Raw genomic sequence first — 22,221 nt, forward strand, 5'->3', positions numbered from 1 at the left:
TTTCATCCCCAAACCCCGAATCAACGTCTTTTAGGCGATTGCCTTGGTTGTTGGTGTTTTTAAGCTTGCTGAATCGTTTCTGCAAGACTATAAAAATGCCACAACTCCAAGAAAGGCATCGCTCATGTCCCCGCTCAAACTCATCGTAGCGCTCAGTGCGCTCTCTACTGCCTCCCACGCCATGGCCTGGGACTACGTCCTGCTCGACACCGACAAAGCCGCGCAGAACTGGCAAATCACCAGCCAACAACTGGGGGTGAAAACCGACAAGCCCTTCTCCGTGACCCTGCGCACCTTGCACGGTGGTCGGCAGGAGGGCGTCAGCATCGTCGACATCGACAACGGCACGCTGAAACTCTCGGTGGTGCCGACTCGCGGGATGAACGTCCTGCAAGCGTCTGTAGGCAATGTGCGCATGGGTTGGGATTCGCCGGTCAAGGACGTGGTCAATCCGTCCTTTATCGAACTCAATGGTCGCGGCGGCCTGGGCTGGCTGGAAGGTTTCAACGAACTCGTCGCCCGCTGCGGCTACGAATGGGTCGGCCACCCCGGCATGGACAATGGCGAACTGCTGACCCTGCACGGCCGCGCCGCCAACATCCCGGCCAGCAAAGTCACCCTGCACATCGACGAAAAACCACCGTACGCCATCAGCCTGCGCGGCGAATTGAAGGAACAGGCGTTCAAGAAAGTCGACTTCTCGGTGCTCACCGAACTGGTCACCGAGCCCGGCAGTGTTGCGTTTGCCCTCAATGACACATTAACCAACAACGGCGACTATCCAAAGGAATACCAGGCGCTCTACCACAGCAACTTCAGCACCCCGTTCCTGGAACAGGGCGCCCGCTTCGCCGCGCCGGTGAAGCAGGTCTCGCCATTCAACGACAAGGCCAAGGGCGACTTGCCGGACTGGCAAACCTACCGCGCGCCGACCAAGGATTACGACGAAACCGTTTACAACGTCGTGCCGTATGGCGATGCCAAGGGCGACACGCTGACTGTGCTGCACAATAAGGCCGGTAGCCTTGGGGTGTCGGTTGGTTTCAATACCCAGCAGTTGCCGGTGTTCTCCCTGTGGAAAAACACCGATACCCAAGGGCAGGGGTATGTCACCGGGCTTGAGCCGGGGACGAGTTTTTCCTACAACCGCCGGTATCAACGGCCACTGGGTTTGGTGCCGACGATTGGGGTGAAGGAGCAGAAACAGTTCCAGATTCGCTACAGCTTGTTGGCGGATAAAGGGGCTGTGGATAAGGCGTTGACGCGGGTGAATGAAATTCAGGGTGGACGGGCGACTGAGGTAAGGCAGGCGCCGTTGGTGGATTTGACGAAGGAGTGATCACGGTCAGCTCGCTGTGGGCCGATATTGCAGCGCTTCGGCCAGATGCTCGCGGGTAATGCCATCGACTTGCTCAAGGTCCGCCAGGGTTCGGGCTACCTTGAGCAGTCGGTGCGCTGCTCGCAGTGACAACGTCAGTCGTTCGCAAGCTGATTCCAGCCAGTTTTCATCGGCTGTGGATAACTTGCAGTGCCTGCGCAGGCCCGGCAGATCGAGGAACGCATTGGCGCAGCCTTGGCGTTTGTGTTGCCGCTCCCTTGCGTCGGCGACCCGTTTGGCGGCGGTGGCGGTGTCATCACCGGGTTTGGGCAAAGGATTCAACGCCGTGGCTTCTCGAGCGACGGTCAGGTGCAGATCGATGCGATCCAACAGCGGCCCGGAGAGTTTGTTGCGGTAGCGCTGGACCATATCCGGTGTGCAACTGCATTTGCCGCTGGGTTCGCCAAGATATCCACAGGGGCAGGGGTTCATCGCGGCTACCAGTTGGAAGCGCGCCGGGAAGCGCACGCGGTCCTTGGCGCGGGAAATCACGATGTGGCCGGACTCCAGTGGCTCTCTCAGAACCTCCAATACCTTGCGATCAAACTCCGGGAGTTCGTCCAGAAACAGCACGCCATGGTGGGCGAGGGTGATTTCGCCGGGTTGAGGTTTTGAGCCGCCACCGACCAGCGCCGGGCCTGACGCAGAGTGGTGCGGTTGGCGAAACGGTCGTTGTGGCCAATGGCTCAGCGGCATACAACTGACGACTGACTGTATCGCAGCGACTTCCAACGCTTCCGTCTCGGCCAAGGGTGGCAATAGTCCCGGTAAACGACTCGCCAGCAAGGTTTTCCCCGTGCCCGGCGGCCCACTGAACAGCAAGTTATGAGCGCCCGCCGCCGCAATCAGCAGCGCTCGCTTGGCAGAGAGTTGTCCCTGCACTTCATTCAAGTCGGGATAGGGTTTGCTGGCGTACAACAAGCCATCGGAAACGTAGGGTTCCACGGGCGTATGGCCATTGAAGTGCGCCACCGCTTGAAGCAAATGATCCACCGCAATCACCTTCAACCCTGACGCCAGGCACGCTTCTTCGGCATTCGCCCGCGGCACCACCAACGTCCGCCCGGCCTTGCGCGCTGCCAACGCGGCCGGCAACACACCGCGAACCGCCCGCACCGCGCCCGACAGTGCCAACTCCCCGAGGCATTCCACGTCATCCAGGGTCAACGTCGGCACCTGCACACTGGCCGACAGAATCCCCAGCGCAATCGCCAAATCAAACCGCCCGCCATCCTTCGGCAAATCCGCCGGGGCGAGGTTCAGCGTGATCCGTCGCGCCGGAAATTGCAGGCCGGAATTGATGATCGCGCTACGCACCCGGTCCTTGCTTTCCTTCACCGCCGCTTCGGGCAAACCGACCATCGTCAGCGACGGTAAGCCGTTGGCCAAGTGGACTTCTACGGTAACGGCGGGCGCATCGACACCAATCTGGGCGCGGCTATGGACGATGGAGAGGGACATGGTCATTCCTTGAGCTTCACGGGAACCGCTTCCTGCGGTTTTAGAAGGGTAGCCGGGTCGTGCGGCGGCGCAGGTGCCAAACTTTCGCAGGATGTTGCGAGTGTCTTCCTGATGGGGGAAGCGTAAGGGAGAGGGGAGTGCCGACGTAATCAGTCGCGGGATGAGGTTGTTGTAGGACGTTGCCTGGATCGATGAAGGATGTTGGCGAAAGCTGAATCGGAGGCGAAAAAAAACCGCCTTGAGTTGGCGGTTTTTTATTTGCAGGCTTCGGTGAGGCCGAGGCCTGCGCTTCCTCAACAAATACACCCACGACGGGAAGCCTATGCAAATTTGATCATCCCGGCAAGCGTCTGACTCTGTCCTCCGCGACTGGGTTCAGGCTCTCACACCGGCAAGCAGGCCCGGAGGCTCAAGTTCTTTGCCACGAGCTGCACCGACTTCAAGAAAGCGTCGTTGATTTGCAGACACAGTACCGGCAAGGCGGAGCGCCTCGGCATGAAGCTCATAAACTAATAACAGCTTAGCCTTTCGTTTTTTCTGGTTCATAGACACCTCGTGTGTCTGGATCATGAGTTGATGTTATTGGCCATCCACGTAAATGACAAGGCGGTTGGTCTCGTCAAAATTGAATCCGAACTCCTGATAGTAGGAGACAACGTTAGCGTCAGGATCTTGTATCTCGATCTCTTTGCACCCCAGCATCCGCGCGTAAAACTCTGCCGCCAATAGCGCCATTTGGGCGATCCACCCGCGAAGTGGATGGGTTTTGTCTGGGTGCCCCTGTAAAAGGATGATCTTTACGCAGACAGTACTTCTTCTTGGGGTCGCATAGCACAGGCCACATAGCTTCTGTGAATACCAGATCGCCAAATCGAAACCCTTGGCGTCCTTACACTTCCAGTCCGGGATGCTATCCCACGGATATATGACTGCCTCTGTCCACTGATGAGAGGCATCAATCGCAACAGAGGTAATAGGATCAAAACTTATCACCGACGTATCTATCTCTAGACCTTGAGCTGCACAGTCCTTGATGAAGGCTTTGTGCGCTAGCTTGCGTGCATTCGATTTAAGAGTCTGGTCGCGGAGCGCCGTACCCTTTCCTTTTCTTCTCATCGTTCGTGTTCTGTTGGGATCGGGACGATGAAAGATAAAGGGCTGGAGTGTGGTCACGTAATCAGGCGCGGGAGCCGCATTCTGTAGGACCGTACTTAGGTTATTGAAGGGCGTTAGATTAAAAGCGGTCGGATGTAGGAAATGGCAGCGTTAGTTGTGGGCTAATGCTGCCAACAGACATACAGACACAGTTTGTGTGGTGCAGATTGTTGTTAAAGGGACTGCAACACCCGGGAAGCGCGCTTCCACCAAGGCGCATTCACCGCACGCCGTGGCCGCTCACCCTCCGGCAGCATATGCGGGACATCCTGCAACCGAATCCACGGCTGGTTATTCCAGTGCAGCAAGCTCAACGACATCTCTGGCCAGTTCAGCAGGCTCAAAATCGGACGTTCGGCTGAGGTCGGTTGCTGGGCGTCTCTGAGGGCTGGGACTACGTCGTGGGTCAGCCATTCGCGCAGGCCTCGGTATTCGGGGCAGTAGTGGTAGATCAGGAGTGCGTAAACACCGGATTCGCTGATGAGCAGGGTGTTTTCGATGGTGCCGTGGATGAGCATTTGCAGGGTTTGGTGTTGGTCGGGGTCGAGTTTGCGCACGGCGCGTTCGTCGAGGTAGAGGCGCAGGAGGCGGCCGAGGTCGCGGGCGCTGAACCAGGGTTGGTTTTGGAGGAGGAGGGCGTGGAGGTGGAGTTTGTGGCGGGTGAAGACGTGGGGGACTAGATAGTTGTCGTCCATAAACAGTTCTCAAATTCGCTTGATAGATCACTGCCACTTATCGTCGCCAAACAATAAGGGTGGCAGCTGCGTGCGGGTTGGCGAACCGGCCAAGCGAATACCGGCAGACCCGAAGGTCTCCCACACGCAGCCGCCATATTTCGAATTGGGAGAGATACCCATAATCGGATGTGGTTGCGTGCATAGCTTGGTTCCAGGTCGCCAAACCCAGTGCTGAATAAGTCAGCTGAGAATGAGCTTAGGACCCGGCGCTTTGCGACGCTATCGGACGGCGGTAGTGATCTTTGTAGGACGTTGCCGAGATTGTTGCGAGGCTGGAGATCAAAAGATCGCAGCCTTCGGCAGCTCCTACAGGACATATACAAAGCGGAACGCGGAGCGTCCCTGGCGGCATTCCCACGCGGAGCGTGGGAACGATCAGTTACTCCGCGTCGGCAGGCGGGTTGAGCTTCGCTTCCAGCTCAGCGACCTTCGCTTCAAGGCTTTCCAGCCGTGCCCGAGTGCGTGCGAGCACCACCATCTGGCTATCAAACTCTTCCCGGCTCACCAGATCCAGTTTGCTGAAGCCGCTCTGCAGCAACGCCTTGAACTGGCTTTCGATTTCGCTTTTCGGCAGCGGGGTTTCGCCGCTAAAGAGGCGGGAGGCGGTGCCGCTCAGGGCGTCGAGGAAGTCTTTGGGCGCGAGCATGGGAAAGGTCCTGGAAACAATGGCGGGCAGTGTACCACGCAGTGTCTATAGTCAAATCCGCAGGCAGGGATGCACGCTTTTCGCGCAGGCGGACGGACGGCAGCGCACTGTTGTTGTGCGTAATGTCATCGGTGTTGGTGGGAAGTGGCTTGCAGCAGCGGCCAAGAGATTGAATTCAGTGGGTTTTGGCGAGATGGCAAGCTTTCTGCTTAGTCACCCTTGACCCATGCACTGATGCAGTCGCTGTGACGAATGCAGTGCGCCACACGAAACGGGGAAGTTTCGTACGGAGTGGTTAGCTGGCGTCGGACGGGCAGGTTGGGCCGACGATGCGTTACAAAGCCAGGCACTGCGCTTAGACTTGAGACGGGTTTGTTTTCCTGGGGCAAGTCCACCAATTCGGGAGAGAGTTTTCATGAAGCTAGTCACTGCCATCATCAAGCCGTTCAAACTGGACGATGTACGCGAGTCGTTGTCCGAGATCGGCGTGCAGGGCATTACCGTTACTGAAGTCAAAGGCTTCGGTCGGCAGAAGGGTCACACCGAGCTGTATCGCGGCGCGGAGTACGTGGTCGATTTTCTGCCCAAGGTGAAGATTGATGTCGCCATTGACGACAAGGATCTTGACCGGGTTATCGAGGCGATAACCAAGGCAGCCAACACCGGCAAGATCGGTGACGGCAAGATCTTCGTGGTCAATCTGGAACAGGCGATTCGCATCCGTACCGGCGAAACCGATACCGACGCAATCTAAGCCGCCACACACCCAACGCCCCAGGAGAAAACAATATGACTCTGCGTAAATTCGCAGGGCTAGGAGCCCTGTTGTCCCTCGTAATGCCCAGCCTGGCTATGGCGGCAGACGAAGTGGCGGCCCCAGTCCTCAATTCCGGCGACACCGCCTGGATGTTGACCTCGACAGCCCTCGTGCTGTTCATGACCATTCCGGGCCTTGCGCTGTTCTACGGCGGCATGGTTCGTTCCAAAAACATTCTTTCCGTGATGATGCAGTGCTTCGCCATTACCGGTCTGATCAGCATCCTGTGGGTCATTTATGGCTACAGCGTTGCGTTCGACACCACCGGCATGGAGCAGGGCGTCGTCAATTTCAACTCGTTCTTCGGCGGCATGGGCAAGGCGTTCCTCGCCGGTGTCACGCCAGCCAGCATCACCGGTCCGGCCGCGCTGTTCCCTGAAGCGGTGTTCGTGACCTTCCAGATGACCTTCGCCATCATCACCCCGGCGCTGATCGTCGGTGCCTTCGCCGAGCGGATGAAATTCTCCGCGATGCTGATCTTCATGGGCATCTGGTTCACCCTGGTTTACGCACCGATTGCGCACATGGTCTGGTCCGGTAACGGCGGCCTGTTGTGGGACTGGGGCGTGCTCGACTTCGCGGGCGGCACCGTGGTGCACATCAACGCCGGTGTGGCCGGTCTGATCTGCTGCCTGGTACTGGGCAAGCGCAAAGGCTTCCCGACCACCCCGATGGCTCCGCATAACCTCGGTTACACCCTGATGGGCGCGGCCATGTTGTGGGTCGGCTGGTTCGGCTTCAACGCCGGCTCTGCTGCTGCGGCCAACGGCACTGCCGGTATGGCGATGCTGGTCACCCAGATCGCAACCGCCGCCGCTGCACTGGGCTGGATGTTCGCCGAGTGGATCACCCACGGTAAACCAAGTGCACTGGGCATCGCTTCGGGTGTGGTCGCCGGTCTGGTGGCAATCACCCCGGCCGCTGGCACCGTGGGCCCGATGGGCGCGCTGGTTATCGGCCTGGCCGCTGGCGTGGTGTGCTTCTTCTGCGCCACCACCCTGAAACGCAAACTCGGCTATGACGACTCCCTGGACGCCTTCGGTGTGCACGGTATCGGCGGTATTCTCGGCGCGATCCTGACCGGTGTGTTCGCTGCACCGTCCCTGGGTGGCTTCGGCACCGTTACCGACATCGCCGCACAAGTCTGGATTCAAACCAAAGGCGTGGGCTTCACGGTGATCTACACCGCGATCGTCACCTTCATCATTCTCAAGGTCCTGGACGCCGTCATGGGTCTGCGTGTGACCGAGGAAGAAGAAGCGGTCGGCCTCGATCTGGCACAACACAACGAACGCGGCTACAACTTGTAAGACGCGCAGAAAAAAACTTGCCCGGCTTGCCGGGCATTTTTTTGTCCGGGATTTGTCATTAAAGAGGTAGCTGAAAGGTTTTTTCCTACGGCTTAAGTCGTGTTTACGACGAGGGTTTTTCTGGGGCGAAAAACTTACAGCAATGCAGGAATATTAGGGCCTTTGTTTTTTCCCAGAGCGCGCTAGAATGCGCCCCGAACGTGCGGAGAACTGTATGTGGCAACAGACTCTGATTACCCTGCGGGCAAGGCCTCGGGGCTTTCATCTGGTAACGGACGAGTTACTCGCCGGCTTGCCTGAACTCAAGGCGTGTCGGGTCGGTCTGTTGCATTTGTGGCTGCAGCATACCTCGGCGTCGTTGACCATCAACGAGAACGCCGATCCGGCGGTACGTCGCGACTTCGAACGATTTTTCAATCGTCTGATCCCACAAGGAACAGACGGCTATGAGCATAACGACGAAGGCCTGGACGACCTCCCGGCGCACTTCAAGGCCAGCGTGCTTGGCTGTCAGCTCAGTTTGCCGATCTCGGCAGGCCGACTGGCGTTGGGAACCTGGCAAGGTGTTTATCTGGGCGAGCACCGTGATTTTGGCGGTGCCCGTAAAGTCCTCGCCACCGTGCACGGTGAAGGGGCATAAACCGCTGGTTGCCAGCGGTTGTAGAATTTTTTCCGGCAGCCTTCGACAGATGGCGAAGCTGGGCTATAACTAATCTGCTTTTCGCAAGTCATGAGGTAGAACATGAGCGACGATGATCTGGAAAACGACGACCTCGAAGTAGGCGACGAAGACGAGGCCGAAGAAGGCTTGGAAGCAGCAGCGGAAGACGTTGCTGACGACGACGGCGGTGAAACGCCGGCTCCGACCGCCAAAGGCAAGGCCAAGGCTGCTGTGTCAGTCGATGAGCTGCCAAGCGTCGAAGCCAAAAACAAGGAACGCGACGCCCTGGCCAAGGCCATGGAAGAGTTCCTGGCCAAAGGTGGCAAGGTGCAGGAAGTGGAGGCCAACGTGGTCGCCGATCCGCCCAAGAAGCCTGACAACAAGTACGGCAGCCGGCCTATCTAAGCGCCTGCTACTGGCTTGCTTGCTGAAAAAGCCCGCCGTCGCTGCGGGCTTTTTCATGAGCGAAACAAAAGGCGTGGCACCACGCCGTAGGAGCAAAGCTTGCTCGCGATAGCGGTAGGTCAGGCGGAGGCGGCGTTCCAGCGCGCGAGCAACGCCGGCAAATCCGTCAGGCTGCGAATCTCCGCATCCGGCAAGTGATCCGCTTCCCAGGCCTTGCCCGTCGGGTTGAACCAGATCGCGCGCAAGCCTGCCTGTTGGGCGCCGGCAATGTCATCGCCCGGATGATCGCCAATGTGCACCGCCGTCTCGGCCGTCGCACCGCCACGCTGCAAGGCCTCATGAAACAGTCGCGCATCCGGCTTGGCGATGCCGATGTCTTCGGCGCACAACGCAAACTTGAAATAGTCCGCCAACCCCAGGCGACGCACATCGGCATTGCCATTGGTGACCACGCCGAGAGCGTAATGGTTGGCCAGCGCTTCCAGGGTCGGCTGCACTTCCGGGAAGATCTGCAGTTGATGCCGGGCATGCAAAAACACTTCGAAACTCTGATCTGCCAGGTCAGAAGCCTGTTCGTGATCGTAACCAGCATCTTCCAGCGCATGGAACAGCACGCGCCGACGCAGGGCACTGATGCGATGCTTCAAGCCAGGTTCGTTGCTCAACACCCGCTCACGAATGCCCCACAAATGTTCCACCGGCACTGCGCCCAACTTTGGCGCATGTTCGGTCAGCCATTCGCGCAACATGGCTTCGGCGCTGACGATCACCGGGGCGGTGTCCCACAGGGTGTCGTCGAGGTCGAAGGTGATCAACTGGATTCTCATGACTCATCGCCTTTGATGCGTTTGGCCCGTGGATGGGCGCTGTCGTAGACCGTTGCCAGGTGCTGGAAGTCCAGGTGGGTGTAAATCTGGGTGGTCTTGATGTCCGAGTGGCCGAGCAGTTCCTGCACCGCGCGCAGGTCTTGTGAGGACTCCAGCAAGTGGCTGGCAAAGGAGTGCCGCAGCATGTGCGGGTGCAGGTTTTGTCCCAGCTCGCGTTCGCCGGCAGCCTTGACCCGCACCTGAATCGCCCGTGGGCCGAGGCGCCGGCCTTGCTGGCTGACAAACACCGCGTCGTCCGCCGGATTGGTCATGGCGCGCAATGGCAGCCACAACTCCAGCGCTTCGCGAGCCTTTTTGCCTACTGGCAGCAGCCGGGTCTTGCTGCCCTTGCCGAGCACCTGGACCATGCCGTCGGCCAGATCGAGCTGATCCAGATTCAGCCCGGTCAGCTCCGAAAGGCGCAAACCCGAGGAATAGAACAACTCCAGAATCGCCTGATCCCGCCGCGCCAGAAAGTCATCCTCGACCGCACCTTCCAGCAGTTGCAGCGCCCGGTCAGTGTCGAGGGTTTTCGGCAAGCGACGTTCGCCCTTGGGCGGTGCCAGGCCGTTGGCCGGGTCGTGGTCGCACAGGCCTTCGCGATTCAGGTAGTGATAAAGCCCACGCACCGCCGACAGCAATCGCGCCAGGCTGCGGGACGATTGCCCCTGGGAATGCAGGCGCGCGATCAGGCTGCGCAGGCGCTGGATATCCAGTGCGGCCCAGCTGTCGATGTTCTGTTTGACGCACCAGCCGAGCACTTTGTCGAGGTCGCGGCGGTAGGCGTACAGCGTATGCGGCGACACCTGCCGCTCACTGCGCAGGTGTTCGCAGTAAGCGTCCAGTTGTCGTTCCACGATCAGCGTACCGAGCGTAGGGAGTTGTTGACCCGAGGCAGTACACGGCCCATGACTTCGGCGATGTAGCTCAGGAACAGCGTGCCCACCGAGCTTTTGTAGTGCTGCGGATCGCGGCTGGCGATGGCCAGGACGCCGTGGATGCCTTGGTGGCTGATGGCGACGACGGCCGTGGAACCGATCTGCTTGCGCTGTTCTTCACCGAACAGGAAGTCCAGTTCGTGCTCACGCAGGCTGCCGCTGACGCTTTTATCTTCCGAGAGCAGGCCGCCGATGGCGGTTTGCGCTTCGGCGTGAGTGACCCAGCGGCCGACCGGCATCGGGTTATCACCCAGCAGAATCAGGCTGACAAAGGGCACCTGGAAATCCTGGCGCAGGCTGTCTTCGACGCTGATCACCACGTCTTCCAGGCTGGCGGCGTCCATCAGCGCGAGGATCAGGCGACGGGTCTTGTCGAACAGGCGATCGTTGTCGCGAGCCACGTCCATCAAGTGCGAAAGACGATGGCGCAACTCGATGTTGCGGTCGCGCAGGATGGTCATCTGGCGTTCCACCAGCGACACGGTGTCACCGCGCTGGTGGGGAATGCGCAAGGCCGGGAGCAGTTCTTCGTGCTCGACGAAGAAATCCGGATGAGCCTCCAGGTACGCGGCAATCGCCGCCGCCTCGAGGCTTTCGGAAGGGGATTCGTCGGGCTGTAGGGCGGGAACCTGAGGCTTGTCTTTCATGGATTTGGCTCTCTCAAAGACGCACTTGTCCTTCATATACGCGAACTGCCGGACCCGTCATCAAGACGGGTTGGCCAGGGCCTGCCCATTCAATGGACAGACGCCCGCCGGGCAGGTCGATCAATAGCGGCGAATCCATCCACCCCTGGCTGATCGCGGCCACCGCCGCAGCACAGGCGCCGGTGCCGCAAGCCTGGGTTTCCCCAGCCCCGCGTTCCCAGACGCGCAGCTGCGCACGGTTGCGGTCGATGACCTGGAGAAAACCGACATTGACCCGCGCTGGGAAGCGCGGATGGTGTTCGATCTTCGGGCCCAGCTCATGCACCGGTGCGTTATTGATGTCGCTGACCCGCAGCACGGCGTGGGGGTTGCCCATCGATACCGCCGCCAGTTCCACCGTGTTGCCGTCGACTTCGAGCTGATAGCTCAAGGCCTGGCCTTCGGCTTCGAACGGAATGTCGGCCGGCACCAGGCGCGGTGCGCCCATGTCGACGCTGATCTGGCCGTCGCTGCGGATATCCAGTTCGATGATGCCGCTTTTGGTCTCGACGCGAATCTGCCGCTTGGCGGTCAGGCGCTTGTCGAGCACGAAGCGGGCGAAGCAGCGCGCACCGTTGCCGCACTGTTCCACTTCGGAACCGTCGGAGTTGAAGATCCGGTAACGGAAATCCACGTCCGGATTGCTCGGTGCTTCGACGATCAGCAACTGGTCGAAACCGATGCCAGTGTGCCGATCGCCCCATTGCTTGGCGTGCTTGGGCAGGATGTGCGCGTGCTGGCTGACCAGGTCGAGGACCATGAAGTCATTGCCCAGGCCGTGCATCTTGGTAAAACGCAGCAGCATGGTTTTACTCCGGCAGCAGGCTTTCGCCAGCAAACAACTCGGCTACCGTCTCACGGCGACGCACTTCAAATGCCTGATCACCGTCCACCAACACTTCGGCGGTGCGGCCGCGGGTGTTGTAGTTGGAACTCATGACAAACCCATAGGCACCGGCCGAATGCACGGCCAACAGATCGCCTTCTTCCAGGGCCAGTTCACGTTCCTTGGCCAGGAAGTCGCCGGTCTCGCAGATCGGCCCGACGATGTCGTAGGCACGCGCTGCGGTATTGCGCGGGCGCACGGCGGTGACGTCCATCCAGGCCTGGTACAGCGCCGGGCGGATCAGGTCGTTCATGGCCGCATCGACGATGGCGAAGTCTTTGTGCTCGGTGTGCTTGAGGTACTCGACCTGGGTCAGCAGCACGCCGGCGTTGGCGACGATGTAGCGGCCCGGTTCGAACACCAGGGCCAGTTCGCGACCTTCGCAGCGTTCGCGCACGGCTTTGATGTAGTCGGCCACCAGCGGCGGCTCTTCATCCCGATAACGCACGCCGACGCCGCCACCGAGGTCGATGTGGCGCAGGTAGATGCCGCATTCACCCAGGCGATCGATCAAGCCCAGCAGGCGATCGAGCGCATCGAGGAACGGTGGCAGGCTGGTCAATTGCGAACCGATGTGGCAGTCGACGCCCAGCACTTCCAGGTTCGGCAATTGCGCAGCGCGGATGTACACGTCTTCGGCGTCGGCGATGGCGATGCCGAACTTGTTCTCTTTAAGACCGGTGGAAATGTACGGGTGGGTGCCGGCATCGACGTCCGGGTTCACGCGCAGCGAGATCGGCGCGCGAACGCCCAGCTCGGCGGCGACCACTTGCAGGCGTTCCAGCTCATCGGTGGATTCGACGTTGAAGCAATGCACGCCGACTTCCAGGGCGCGGCGCATGTCTTCACGGGTCTTGCCGACACCGGAGAACACGATCTTGTCCGGGCTGCCGCCAGCGGCCAGCACGCGTTCCAGTTCACCCCGGGAGACGATGTCGAAACCGGCGCCGAGACGGGCCAGGACATTCAGTACACCGAGGTTGGAGTTGGCCTTGACCGCAAAACATACCAGGTGCGGCACGCCGGCCAGGGCATCGGCATACGCCAGGTACTGGGCTTCGATGTGGGCGCGGGAGTAGACGTAGGTCGGCGTGCCGAAGCGTTCGGCGATGGCGGACAGGGCCACGCCTTCCGCGAACAGCTCACCGTCACGGTAATTAAAAGCGTCCATGGCGTTCCCTTATTATTGGTAGACGTCGTGCTTGTGTGCTTTGGACGGCTGCTTTTGCGAGGATTGAGCTTGCTCGGCAGGATCCTGAGAGTCGTCAGGCAGGTACAGCGGGCCTTTTTGACCACAGGCCGACACAAGGCAGGCAACCGCGAGGAGCGCGGCAAGGGAAGAGATCAGGCGCTTCATGGCGAAATCCTTGAAAATGCGTTAATTGCGCCGGAGTATACCGGCCACCCGGCAGCTTGCCTATGTAACGCGGCTCCCGTCCGGCGGGCCTTGGATTGACGCGCGGTAACTTGTCCTGCGTCTTGCGTCGATATTTCATAACGCTACCGGGCGCTTGGTCGTTATCCTTTGCAATCACCGGGGCTCGCCCGTATCTTGCGGCGCTTGAGCGTGAACAGACACTTTTTGAGGTTCCTGCAATGAGTTTGACCGAAGCCCGTTTCCACGACCTGGTCGATGCCACACAGCAATCGCTGGAGGATATTTTCGACGAGAGTGACCTGGATATCGATCTGGAGAGCTCGGCCGGTGTGCTCACCGTCAAGTTCGAAAACGGCAGCCAGTTGATCTTCAGCCGCCAGGAACCGTTGCGCCAGTTGTGGCTGGCGGCGGTGTCCGGCGGGTTCCACTTTGACTATGACGAAGAGAGCGAACGCTGGATGTGCGACAAGAGCGAAGAGCAGCTGGGCGAAATGCTCGAGCGCATCGTCAAGCAGCAAGCGGGCGCCGACTTCGATTTCGAAGGCCTGTGAGACCGTGACTGAGCCTGCGCCGGTTCGTCCGCCCAAGCCGCTCTACAGCAATGTCAGCCCGGCGGTGCCTTCGCCGTGCAGCGGGGTGTGCCGGCTGGATGAACAGAAGGTTTGCCTGGGCTGTTTTCGCCATGTCGAAGACATCCGCGAGTGGCGCTCGGCCGACGACGATCGCCGTCGGGTCATCTGCGACCAGGCTGCACAACGCAAATCTTCGATCTAAGCGCTGACTGTGGCGAGGGAGCTTGTCGGAATGCCGTACCACCCCGTTGGGTCGCGAAGCGGCCCCAAAAAGCTCACGACTGCTTCGCAGCCGAACGGGGGCAAGCCCCCTCGCCACAGTGTTTCTCCCCGCGCGTCTGAAGCGCCCCTTCCCCTCACTTGTATATTTATTGAGCTGTGATAGTGTCCAGAAACGCCTCAACCCATCGAGGCTCGTGAAAACCCCGCCTTTTTCTGGCGGGGTTTTGCTTTTTTTGTGCAGAAGAAAGGAGTCTGCCCGGATCATGACCGTACCTTCCATCACCCTTACTCGTCTGGACGTGCAACGTCTGGAACGCCTGATCGACAGCCTGGATGACACGCTGCCGGGCGTTATCGCGCTGCAAACCGAACTGGATCGCGCCGATACACTGGTCGGTCACGATGAAGTGCCCGCGGATGTCGTGACCATGAATTCGCGCGTGCATTGCCGCGAAGAAATCAGCGGCAAGGACTATCACCTGACGCTGGTCTATCCCAAGGATGCCAATGCCGATGAAGGCAAGATTTCCATCCTGGCGCCAGTAGGCAGTGCCTTGCTCGGCCTGAAAGTCGGTCAGCACATCGACTGGCCGGCACCGGGTGGCAAGACCCTGAAAATGACCTTGCTGGAAGTTGAATCGCAGCCGGCCAATGGCGGCGCCTTTCCGGAATAAATGCCTTCAGACCTGCTCGAGCGCTTCGTTCAGTGCGCGCTCCAGGTCGGCCTTGTAGCGCAGATACAAATTGCTGGAACTCTGCCCATCACCGAGCAGGCCCGACAGGTCGAGGTCGGTGATGTAGCAGCGGTAGCGTTCAATCTCGCGGCGCTGCTCGACGATTTCCCGGGCGACCACGGTAAACAGCTGATCGCCATACTCCAGTTCCGAAAACTCCCGCTGATTGCAATACAACGTGACCTGCACCTGCCCCGGTGCGGCTTTGCCGATGATCGCCTGGACGTCGTAGAACGGCTTGTTGACCGGCGTTTGCGGCGCCGGCCGCGCTTCGACCCGACGCGCCCGGCCAGGACCGGACGGCAACAGCTGGTAATACAACGTCTCGAGGCTCAGCGGCTGGGCGGCGTCCATCGGCAGCAAGGCGTCCCGGCGATAGAGGATCGATTGCAGGAAACGTTGCAGCGGCACCAGTAGGCTTTGCTCGTCGTGATAGGGCAGGCGCTGCATCCACAACGCGTTGAATTCATCCAGCACGTACAGATCGGCCTGCTGCTCGGTGATCCGGTAGAACACCTGGATGCACTCGGGCTGGCCCATCGGCAACAGCAATGCGAGGTCCTGTTCTTCCAGGGCCATCGGGTCCAGGTGCAGCGGGCTGTAGCTCGCCTGCTCTTCGCCCAGGTAGTCGAACAGCGCCGGCAGGGTGGCGAGGGCGACATGGTTGACCTGCCCGGGCACCAGTTCCAGCACGTGGTAATGCTGCTGGACCTGAATCAGGTAGCGATGATTGAGTTTGCTCAGTAACAGGTTTTGCGCGGTATCGAGGATTTCTTCGACGCGCCGGGCAATGAATTGCGCGCGGTTGTGGCAGAAGCAACGGACCCGCAAGCGCGGCTGTTGCGGCCCTTTGGGCAGGTTGTTGAGGTAGTCGCGCAAGCAATCGAGCAATGCGTGAGGCCCGTCGTAGCGGCTGACCAGCACTTCATTCCAGCTGTTGAGCGTGACCTGGTCCAGAGTCAGCACCAGGTTTTCCCGCACCCCGGCGTAACTCAGGGAGTCGGTGCGCTCGGTGGTCATCAGGATGTTGAGGTCGCGATGGTGCTTGAGCGGATCGACGCCAACGTTCACCAGGATCAGCACTTCGCCGGGCACGCTGGGGCGCAACAGCACGTCTTCGGCGACGGTGGTCAGGGGCAGGGCGATGCTCTGCTGCAGGCTGCCGAGCAGGTTGAACAGCTCGAATTCGCTCAAGTCGCTGGTGCCGGGGTGCAAGGCCAGGCGGGTGCTGCTGTCGATCACGCCGTTGCGGTGGCTCCAGGTCAGCAGCTCCAGCAACTGGCGACTGCGCTTGATCGGCGCGAAATGTTCCCACTCGTGGGCGTTCAGGCTGCCGTTGTACAAACCCCATTGGGTTTGCCCGGGTTCTTTCTTGTTCGGCGCCTGCACCAGGGTCAGGGTGTCTTCGGCCAGGTCCGGGGCGATGCCGGGGTTGATGAATTCGACCTTGTCGGCCTTGCGCTCGAAGGCCGCGTACAACCGCCGCCCCAGCACATTGAGGTCGCGCTTGTTGATCAGGCTGACGGTTTGCTCGGTGCGGGCGAACTGGGTCAGAAAGCGATAGCTGTAATTCAGCTCGTTGACCAAGGCCCGACGTTCGGCGCTGACCTGGCGCACTTTCCACTGGCTGCGGCTGTCGAGCAGCGCCAGTTGTCGCTGATCCCAATGCCATTCGCTGGCCAGGCGCTCCAGCAGCGAGCGCTGCCAGCTCGCGGTGCGACTGTTGCTGCCGGTGAGCTTGCGGTTGACCTTCAAATACAGTGCGCGACGCACCAGTTCCAGGCGCTCGGGTTCGCCACGGGCGGTGAGGTATTCCTCGATGCGCCGGTAGACCACGATGTACGGGTCCAGCTCGTCGAGATCCAGCTGATTGGCGAATACCGCCTGTTTGAACCGCAGGCTCAGGCAATGAACCTTGGGATGCTCGCTGGCGTAAACCTCGATGAGCAGCAGTTTGAGTACGGATTTGTAGGGCGATTCGATGCCCTTGAACAACTGCCAGAGCCCGGCGCCGATGAATTCCCCCGGCGGAATGTGCGCCAGATGCCCCAAGTCCAGGGTTTCATCGGCGCGGATAAAACGCTTGGACAGCAGCGTGTGGGTGTACTGGTGGTAACCCGTCTCTTCGTAGACCGGCACCAGCCACCAGATCGGCGTACGCCCGGCCAGCCAGATCGCCGTGCGATAGAACTCGTCCAGCAGCAAGTAGTGCTGGGTGGTGCCGCAGTCTTCCGAACTCAGTTGCGTATCGCGCTCGCCATGCATGAAGCGGGTCGGGTCAATCAGGAAGAAATGCGCCTCGGCGCCCTGGCTCGCGGCCCAGGTTTCGAGCAACTGGCATTTCTTGCGCAGCTCAACGAGCTCGCTTTCGCTCAGCTCCGGGCCATGGCATACCCACACGTCCATGTCGCTCTGGTCGGCCTGGGCCAGAGTGCCAAGGCTGCCCATCAGGAACAGGCCATGAATCGGCCGCGGTGGATTGCTGCCATGACGCGGCTTGTAGGAGAACGAACGGGTCAGGCGCTGGGCTTCGGCGAGGGTGTTGGCGTCAGGCTCGTAATTCGACAGCCCGGCCGGCGTGCTGCCGGACACGTAACCCGGCAACAGCGGATGATTGACGTGGAAAAACAGCGGCAGCAGGGTCAACACCCCTTGCTGGCGTGTCGACAACCCTTCCATGGCGCGGGCCATGCGGCCTTCGTTGAGCTTCAGAAAACGGGCGCGCAGCTGGCTCAGGACCTTGCGGTCGATTCCCTCGTCCAGATCGGGGCGTATTTCATGGGTGCGGGTCATGTCAGCTCAAACCGGCTCGCGAAGCTCGGACGTAAGGGTCTGCGGATGAGGGGCAGTTTAGCGCCTCGGCCCCGGGACTTTTAAGCTGAATTTGTATTTCTGGCGCCAGATTTCTATCGCGAGGCGACAGACTGCCCGCGGAAATCCCGTAGCAGGGGTTTCCGTGGGCGATGCGCTGGCGTTTAGGCTGTTTCCTGAACGCTCAGAATGGTCAGGACGGTTTGGACATTTTGCGCGGCGTCACGACCCAGGCTGGTCAGGTAACCGCCATCGGGCTGGTCGATCAGTTCTTTTTCGTACAGGCGTTGGGCGGCGGCAATGGCTTTCGGGGCAGCGGTCTGATGAATTTTCAAACCTTCCTGGGAACTGTCCAGGTTGAAGAGGGCGAGGATTTCCAGTTCGGCAACCAACTCAGGGGTAAGCGACATAAGGACTCCAGACTTTCTAGGAATTGGACGACAGCGCCCCTAAGGTGAGCCCACTCGTGCGGCATGTCCAGTGCTGGCAGCAGGGTTTTTTCGCCTCGGGATGCATTCCCCGGCAGCGGGGTGCGTACCAGTGTAGACAGGGTCTGGAAGAACGGCGCAGATGTTACTTGTAGGAGCGAGGCTTGCCCGCGAAGCTTTTGGCGTTATCGAGGACGCCTTCGCGGGCAAGCCTCGCTCCTACAGGGGGCGGGCGTGTTTATTTCTTCTCTGGCGGCAGCTCTGGCAAGGCGCGCAGGGCGGCTTCGTACCATTCGGTATTGAACGCGCGGTCTTCTTCGAGAATCGCGTCGATTTCCACGGCCAGCACATGGGCCATCAGGTTGAGGATTTCTTCACGCTCGTAACCCACCAGGGTCAGCTTGTTGAAGGTGGCCTTGGCGGCTGGCGGGTTGTCGCTTTCGATCTGGTTTTCAATCGCTTCGACCAGGGTGTTCTCGGCGAACTCTTCTTCGTCGATCTCGATATCTGTTGGCTCGCTCATGGCAGGCTCCTCAAGTTAAGGCGGGCAGTTTACCTGCATTCAGCGCTGTGATGCTGCTGGCAAGAAACACCCGGGCGTTCTATAAAAGACACCTGCCAACCCCGCACGGCCTGGAGGCTATGTGATGCTCAAGCTTTATGGATTTTCCGTCAGCAACTACTACAACATGGTGAAGCTGGCGCTGCTGGAGAAGGGTGTACCGTTCGAAGAAGTGCTGTTTTACCCGGCCCCGACCCCTGAAGCGTTAGCCATCAGCCCGCGCGGCAAAGTGCCGGTACTGGGCGTCGAACAGGGTTTCGTCAACGAAACCGCCATCATTCTTGAATTCATCGAGCAAACCCAGAAAGGCCCGCCGCTGCTGCCGAGCGATCCGTTCGAACGCTCCCAGGCCCTGGCGCTGGCCAAGGAAATCGAGCTGTACATCGAGCTGCCGGGCCGCGCCTGTTATGGCGAAGCCTTTTTCGGCTCGCCCGTGCCGGATGCGATCAAGGACAAGACCAAGGCCGAATTGTTGCTGGGCTTTGCCTCACTGGGCCGGCATGGCAAGTTCGCCCCTTATGTGGCCGGTGACAGCCTGAGCATTGCCGATTTGTATTTCCTGTACAGCGTGCCGCTGGCCTGTGCGGTCGGGCAGAAGCTGTTCGGGATCGATCTGTTGGCCGAGATGCCGGCGGCCAAGGCGCTGCTGGAGCGTCTGGAGCAGAACCCGCATGTGCAGCGGATCGCGGCGGATAAGGAAGCGGCGATGCCAGCGTTTTTGGCGATGGTCGCGTCCAAGAAGTGATTTTGTAGCGTTTTCAATAATGCCTTCGCGGGCAAGCCACGCTCCTACAGGTTTCACGCCGTTTCAAAATCGGCGCAATACCTGTAGGAGCGAGCGGTGCGACGATTCGACTTGCCCGCGAAGCTTTTAACGGCTCGCGAGCAATGCCTGACCGCGCGCCACGGCTTTCTTGACCTGCGCCGGCGCAGTCCCGCCGATATGGTCACGGGCATTCACCGAGCCTTCCAGGGTCAGCACGGCAAACACGTCCTGATCGATCTGGTCGCTGAACTTGCGCAGCTCTTCCAGGCTCATTTCCGCCAGGTCCTTGCCGCTTTCCACACCGTACTTCACCGCGTGCCCAACGATTTCGTGGCAATCACGAAACGGCAGGCCACGGCGTACCAGGTAATCGGCCAGGTCGGTGGCGGTGGAGAAACCGCGCAGCGCCGCTTCGCGCATCATCGCGTGCTTGGGTTTGATCGCCGGGATCATGTCGGCAAAGGCCCGCAGCGAGTCGCGCAGTGTGTCGGCGGCGTCGAACAGCGGCTCTTTGTCTTCCTGGTTGTCCTTGTTGTAGGCCAATGGCTGGCCTTTCATCAGGGTCAGCAGGCCCATCAGCGCGCCGAAGACGCGGCCGGTCTTGCCGCGAACCAGCTCCGGCACGTCCGGGTTTTTCTTTTGCGGCATGATCGAGCTGCCGGTGCAGAATCGGTCCGGCAGATCGATGAACTGGAATTGCGCGCTGGTCCACAGCACCAGCTCTTCGGAGAACCGCGACAAGTGCATCATTGCGATGCTCGCGGCCGAGCAGAATTCGATAGCGAAGTCACGGTCGGAGACGTTGTCCAGCGAGTTACCGCCGACGGCATCGAAGCCCAGCAGTTGCGCGGTGAACTCACGGTCGATCGGGTAGGTGGTGCCGGCCAGCGCAGCGCTGCCCAGAGGCATGCGGTTGGTGCGTTTGCGGCAGTCCACCAGACGCTCGTAGTCGCGGCTGAGCATTTCGAACCAGGCCAGCATGTGGTGCCCGAAGGTTACCGGCTGCGCGGTTTGCAGGTGGGTGAAGCCCGGCATGATGCTGCCAGCTTCGCGCTCGGCCTGCTCCAGCAAGCCTTTTTGCAGGCGGGTGATTTCGGCGAGAATCAAGTCGATCTCGTCACGCAGCCACAGGCGAATATCGGTAGCGACCTGGTCGTTACGGCTGCGGCCGGTGTGCAACTTTTTACCGGTCACGCCGATGCGATCGGTCAGGCGTGCCTCGATGTTCATGTGCACGTCTTCGAGGTCGATGCGCCAGTCGAACTGGCCGGCCTCGATTTCACCCTGGATGGTCTTCAGGCCATCGGTGATGCTGTCGCGCTCGGCATCGGTCAGCACGCCGACCTTGGCCAGCATGGTGGCGTGGGCGATCGAACCCATGATGTCGTGGCGATACAGGCGCTGGTCGAAAGTGACGGAGGCGGTGAAGCGGGCGACGAAGGCGTCGACGGGTTCACTGAAGCGGCCGCCCCAGGACTGATTGGTCTTGTCAGTGCTCATGAATTCGCTCGTATCGGCTTGAAGAAGGTTGGCGTTTAACGCTGGGGCGGATAATAACAGGGTTGCCAATCCTGTCGCTGACACTGGTCGATACGTTTTTTTCTCATGCGCCGGACCATACTCGGAGTATCGCCGGAAGGAATTGCGCAACGATATTTTTCAATTGAGCAATATCGCGCCGGCAACCGTCTACAGTTGGACAGTAGGAACAGCGCACTTCTGTGCGTTGCCGCTGCCTATAAAAAGAGGGGGTGTTCGTATTGTGTATCAGCAAACCCTACGGCGATGCCTCGCCAGCGCGGGCCCGGGCTGCCAATCGCCCCGCAGATGAAAATTTAGCCGCCGGTCTCGCGGCACTTTTTGGCCCTCGCGCCAGTCTTAGCGTGGATCGCGGTGACGGATGTCACTTCACCTGTCTACGCTATCCTTGTGCGAGACTCACGCAGGAATCCAGCGCAATATGAATGTCCTGATCGTTGATGACGAACCCCTAGCCCGCGAGCGCCTGAGCCGAATGGTCGGCGAACTCGAGGGATACAGTGTCATGGAACCCGGTGCCACGAACGGCGAAGAGGCGTTGGCGCTGATCGACAGCCACAAGCCGGATATCGTGCTGCTCGATATCCGCATGCCGGGCCTCGATGGCCTGCAAGTGGCTGCGCGATTGTGCGAGCGTGAAGCGCCGCCGGCCGTGGTGTTTTGCAGCGGGCCGGATGAATTCGCCGCCGAGGCGTTGCAGGCCAGCGGCGTGGGTTATCTGGTCAAGCCGGTACGCACCGAGTTGTTGCTCGAAGCCTTGAAGAAGGCCGAGCGGCCCAATCGCGTGCAACTGGCCGCCCTGACACGCCCGGCTGCCGAAACCGGCAGCGGCCCACGCAGCCATATCAGTGCCCGTACCCGCAAAGGCATTGAACTGATCCCGTTGGGGCAGGTGGTCTACTTTATTGCGGACCACAAGTATGTGACCTTGCGCCACGAAGGCGGCGAAGTGCTGCTGGACGAACCGCTCAAGGCCCTTGAAGACGAATTCGGCGACCGTTTCGTGCGTATCCACCGCAACGCCCTGGTCGCCCGCGAACGCATCGAACGCCTGCAACGCACACCCCTTGGGCATTTCCAGTTGTTCCTCAAGGGCCTGAACGGCGATGCGCTGATCGTCAGCCGCCGTCATGTGGCCGGCGTGCGCAAGATGATGCAGCAGCTTTAATCCGCCGTTCACAGGCGGACTCCACACCCGATTGCCGGACGTTGAAGGCCAGGGAGGCCGAGCAGTTCCTGATACAAGTCAAAGTGGATTTGACT

25 protein-coding genes are annotated in these 22,221 nt (G+C 60.1%); 10 read left to right on the top strand and 15 right to left on the bottom strand.

Annotated features, from left to right (window positions below; translation table 11 throughout):
• The first annotated feature begins 124 nt into the window (after positions 1-124).
• Complete coding sequence (locus HKK52_RS21695; RefSeq protein WP_169372519.1) at positions 125-1,339, top strand: aldose 1-epimerase family protein; 1,215 nt, start codon at positions 125-127, stop codon at positions 1,337-1,339.
• 6 nt (positions 1,340-1,345) lie between these two features.
• Here the strand turns inward: HKK52_RS21695 and HKK52_RS21700 are convergent, their stop codons facing one another.
• The 5 genes from HKK52_RS21700 to HKK52_RS21720 all read right to left on the bottom strand — a co-directional run bounded on the left by HKK52_RS21700 (position 1,346) and on the right by HKK52_RS21720 (position 5,377).
• Positions 1,346-2,839 (bottom strand): YifB family Mg chelatase-like AAA ATPase, encoded by a 1,494-nt coding sequence (locus HKK52_RS21700; protein WP_169372520.1) that lies wholly within the window; start codon positions 2,837-2,839, stop codon positions 1,346-1,348.
• 375 nt (positions 2,840-3,214) lie between these two features.
• Positions 3,215-3,385 carry a hypothetical protein gene (locus HKK52_RS21705; protein WP_169372521.1) on the bottom strand — a complete coding sequence of 57 codons (171 nt, stop codon included), beginning with the start codon at positions 3,383-3,385 and terminating at the stop codon, positions 3,215-3,217.
• A gap of 33 nt (positions 3,386-3,418) precedes the next feature.
• Positions 3,419-3,955 carry an N-acetyltransferase gene (locus HKK52_RS21710; RefSeq protein ID WP_169374277.1) on the bottom strand — a complete coding sequence of 179 codons (537 nt, stop codon included), beginning with the start codon at positions 3,953-3,955 and terminating at the stop codon, positions 3,419-3,421.
• A 212-nt stretch (positions 3,956-4,167) separates the two neighbouring features.
• The gene (locus HKK52_RS21715) at positions 4,168-4,689 is read right to left on the bottom strand and encodes a BRO-N domain-containing protein (protein ID WP_169372522.1); all 522 of its coding nucleotides are present in this window, start codon (positions 4,687-4,689) and stop codon (positions 4,168-4,170) included.
• Positions 4,690-5,110: 421 nt separating this feature from the next.
• Entirely contained in the window at positions 5,111-5,377 is a 267-nt protein-coding gene (locus tag HKK52_RS21720) for an accessory factor UbiK family protein (RefSeq protein ID WP_169372523.1), read from the bottom strand.
• Positions 5,378-5,792: 415 nt separating this feature from the next.
• On the opposite strand from HKK52_RS21720, the gene glnK reads away from it, so the two are divergent.
• From glnK to sutA, 4 genes are all read left to right on the top strand, one after another.
• The gene (glnK, locus tag HKK52_RS21725) at positions 5,793-6,131 is read left to right on the top strand and encodes a P-II family nitrogen regulator (protein WP_002555808.1); all 339 of its coding nucleotides are present in this window, start codon (positions 5,793-5,795) and stop codon (positions 6,129-6,131) included.
• A 35-nt stretch (positions 6,132-6,166) separates the two neighbouring features.
• Positions 6,167-7,504, top strand: a complete 1,338-nt coding sequence (locus tag HKK52_RS21730; protein ID WP_169372524.1) for an ammonium transporter — start codon at positions 6,167-6,169, stop codon at positions 7,502-7,504.
• Between the two features lie 214 nt (positions 7,505-7,718).
• Positions 7,719-8,144, top strand: coding sequence for a secondary thiamine-phosphate synthase enzyme YjbQ (locus HKK52_RS21735; RefSeq protein ID WP_033060691.1), 426 nt, complete (start codon positions 7,719-7,721; stop codon positions 8,142-8,144).
• A gap of 102 nt (positions 8,145-8,246) precedes the next feature.
• Entirely contained in the window at positions 8,247-8,570 is a 324-nt protein-coding gene (gene sutA / locus HKK52_RS21740; protein WP_054048518.1) for a transcriptional regulator SutA, read from the top strand.
• Positions 8,571-8,689: 119 nt separating this feature from the next.
• Here sutA and HKK52_RS21745 read toward each other — a convergent pair whose 3' ends face one another.
• The 6 genes from HKK52_RS21745 to lptM are packed head-to-tail and all read right to left on the bottom strand — an operon-like array spanning position 8,690 to position 13,303.
• Positions 8,690-9,397: an HAD family hydrolase gene (locus HKK52_RS21745; protein WP_169372525.1), complete on the bottom strand. Its 708-nt coding sequence runs from the start codon at positions 9,395-9,397 to the stop codon at positions 8,690-8,692.
• Entirely contained in the window at positions 9,394-10,293 is a 900-nt protein-coding gene (gene xerC, locus HKK52_RS21750; RefSeq protein WP_169372526.1) for a tyrosine recombinase XerC, read from the bottom strand. Before xerC ends, HKK52_RS21745 begins: the two co-directional genes overlap by 4 nt.
• Positions 10,294-10,295: 2 nt before the next feature.
• Positions 10,296-11,021 (bottom strand): DUF484 family protein, encoded by a 726-nt coding sequence (locus tag HKK52_RS21755; protein ID WP_133835431.1) that lies wholly within the window; start codon positions 11,019-11,021, stop codon positions 10,296-10,298.
• Positions 11,022-11,034: 13 nt separating this feature from the next.
• On the bottom strand, positions 11,035-11,865 hold the full coding sequence (dapF, locus tag HKK52_RS21760; protein WP_133835432.1) for a diaminopimelate epimerase: 831 nt from the start codon (positions 11,863-11,865) through the stop codon (positions 11,035-11,037).
• Between the two features lie 4 nt (positions 11,866-11,869).
• Positions 11,870-13,117 (bottom strand): diaminopimelate decarboxylase, encoded by a 1,248-nt coding sequence (lysA, locus tag HKK52_RS21765; RefSeq protein WP_169372527.1) that lies wholly within the window; start codon positions 13,115-13,117, stop codon positions 11,870-11,872.
• A gap of 12 nt (positions 13,118-13,129) precedes the next feature.
• Positions 13,130-13,303: an LPS translocon maturation chaperone LptM gene (gene lptM / locus HKK52_RS21770; protein ID WP_075946461.1), complete on the bottom strand. Its 174-nt coding sequence runs from the start codon at positions 13,301-13,303 to the stop codon at positions 13,130-13,132.
• A 239-nt stretch (positions 13,304-13,542) separates the two neighbouring features.
• Between lptM and cyaY the strand changes: the two genes are divergently transcribed.
• From cyaY to rnk, 3 genes are all read left to right on the top strand, one after another.
• A complete protein-coding gene (gene cyaY, locus HKK52_RS21775) occupies positions 13,543-13,875 on the top strand; it encodes an iron donor protein CyaY (protein WP_123509684.1) in 333 nt (110 codons plus the stop codon).
• A 4-nt stretch (positions 13,876-13,879) separates the two neighbouring features.
• The gene (locus HKK52_RS21780) at positions 13,880-14,098 is read left to right on the top strand and encodes a DUF1289 domain-containing protein (protein ID WP_169372528.1); all 219 of its coding nucleotides are present in this window, start codon (positions 13,880-13,882) and stop codon (positions 14,096-14,098) included.
• A 283-nt stretch (positions 14,099-14,381) separates the two neighbouring features.
• Positions 14,382-14,792 (top strand): nucleoside diphosphate kinase regulator, encoded by a 411-nt coding sequence (gene rnk, locus HKK52_RS21785; RefSeq protein ID WP_169372529.1) that lies wholly within the window; start codon positions 14,382-14,384, stop codon positions 14,790-14,792.
• Positions 14,793-14,798: 6 nt separating this feature from the next.
• On the opposite strand, the gene HKK52_RS21790 is transcribed toward rnk, so the two are convergent.
• The 3 genes from HKK52_RS21790 to HKK52_RS21800 all read right to left on the bottom strand — a co-directional run bounded on the left by HKK52_RS21790 (position 14,799) and on the right by HKK52_RS21800 (position 18,614).
• Positions 14,799-17,645, bottom strand: a complete 2,847-nt coding sequence (locus HKK52_RS21790; RefSeq protein ID WP_169372530.1) for a class I adenylate cyclase — start codon at positions 17,643-17,645, stop codon at positions 14,799-14,801.
• A gap of 182 nt (positions 17,646-17,827) precedes the next feature.
• Positions 17,828-18,073 (bottom strand): TIGR02647 family protein, encoded by a 246-nt coding sequence (locus tag HKK52_RS21795; protein ID WP_094470036.1) that lies wholly within the window; start codon positions 18,071-18,073, stop codon positions 17,828-17,830.
• Between the two features lie 256 nt (positions 18,074-18,329).
• Positions 18,330-18,614: a hypothetical protein gene (locus HKK52_RS21800; RefSeq protein WP_008150274.1), complete on the bottom strand. Its 285-nt coding sequence runs from the start codon at positions 18,612-18,614 to the stop codon at positions 18,330-18,332.
• Between the two features lie 124 nt (positions 18,615-18,738).
• Between HKK52_RS21800 and HKK52_RS21805 the strand changes: the two genes are divergently transcribed.
• On the top strand, positions 18,739-19,398 hold the full coding sequence (locus tag HKK52_RS21805) for a glutathione S-transferase family protein (protein ID WP_169372531.1): 660 nt from the start codon (positions 18,739-18,741) through the stop codon (positions 19,396-19,398).
• Positions 19,399-19,524: 126 nt separating this feature from the next.
• Here HKK52_RS21805 and argH read toward each other — a convergent pair whose 3' ends face one another.
• Entirely contained in the window at positions 19,525-20,919 is a 1,395-nt protein-coding gene (argH, locus tag HKK52_RS21810; protein ID WP_169372532.1) for an argininosuccinate lyase, read from the bottom strand.
• Between the two features lie 460 nt (positions 20,920-21,379).
• Between argH and HKK52_RS21815 the strand changes: the two genes are divergently transcribed.
• Entirely contained in the window at positions 21,380-22,126 is a 747-nt protein-coding gene (locus HKK52_RS21815) for a LytR/AlgR family response regulator transcription factor (RefSeq protein ID WP_133835441.1), read from the top strand.
• Positions 22,127-22,221 lie beyond the last annotated feature (95 nt).

Source organism: Pseudomonas sp. ADAK2 (assembly GCF_012935755.1).
Lineage (GTDB): Bacteria > Pseudomonadota > Gammaproteobacteria > Pseudomonadales > Pseudomonadaceae > Aquipseudomonas.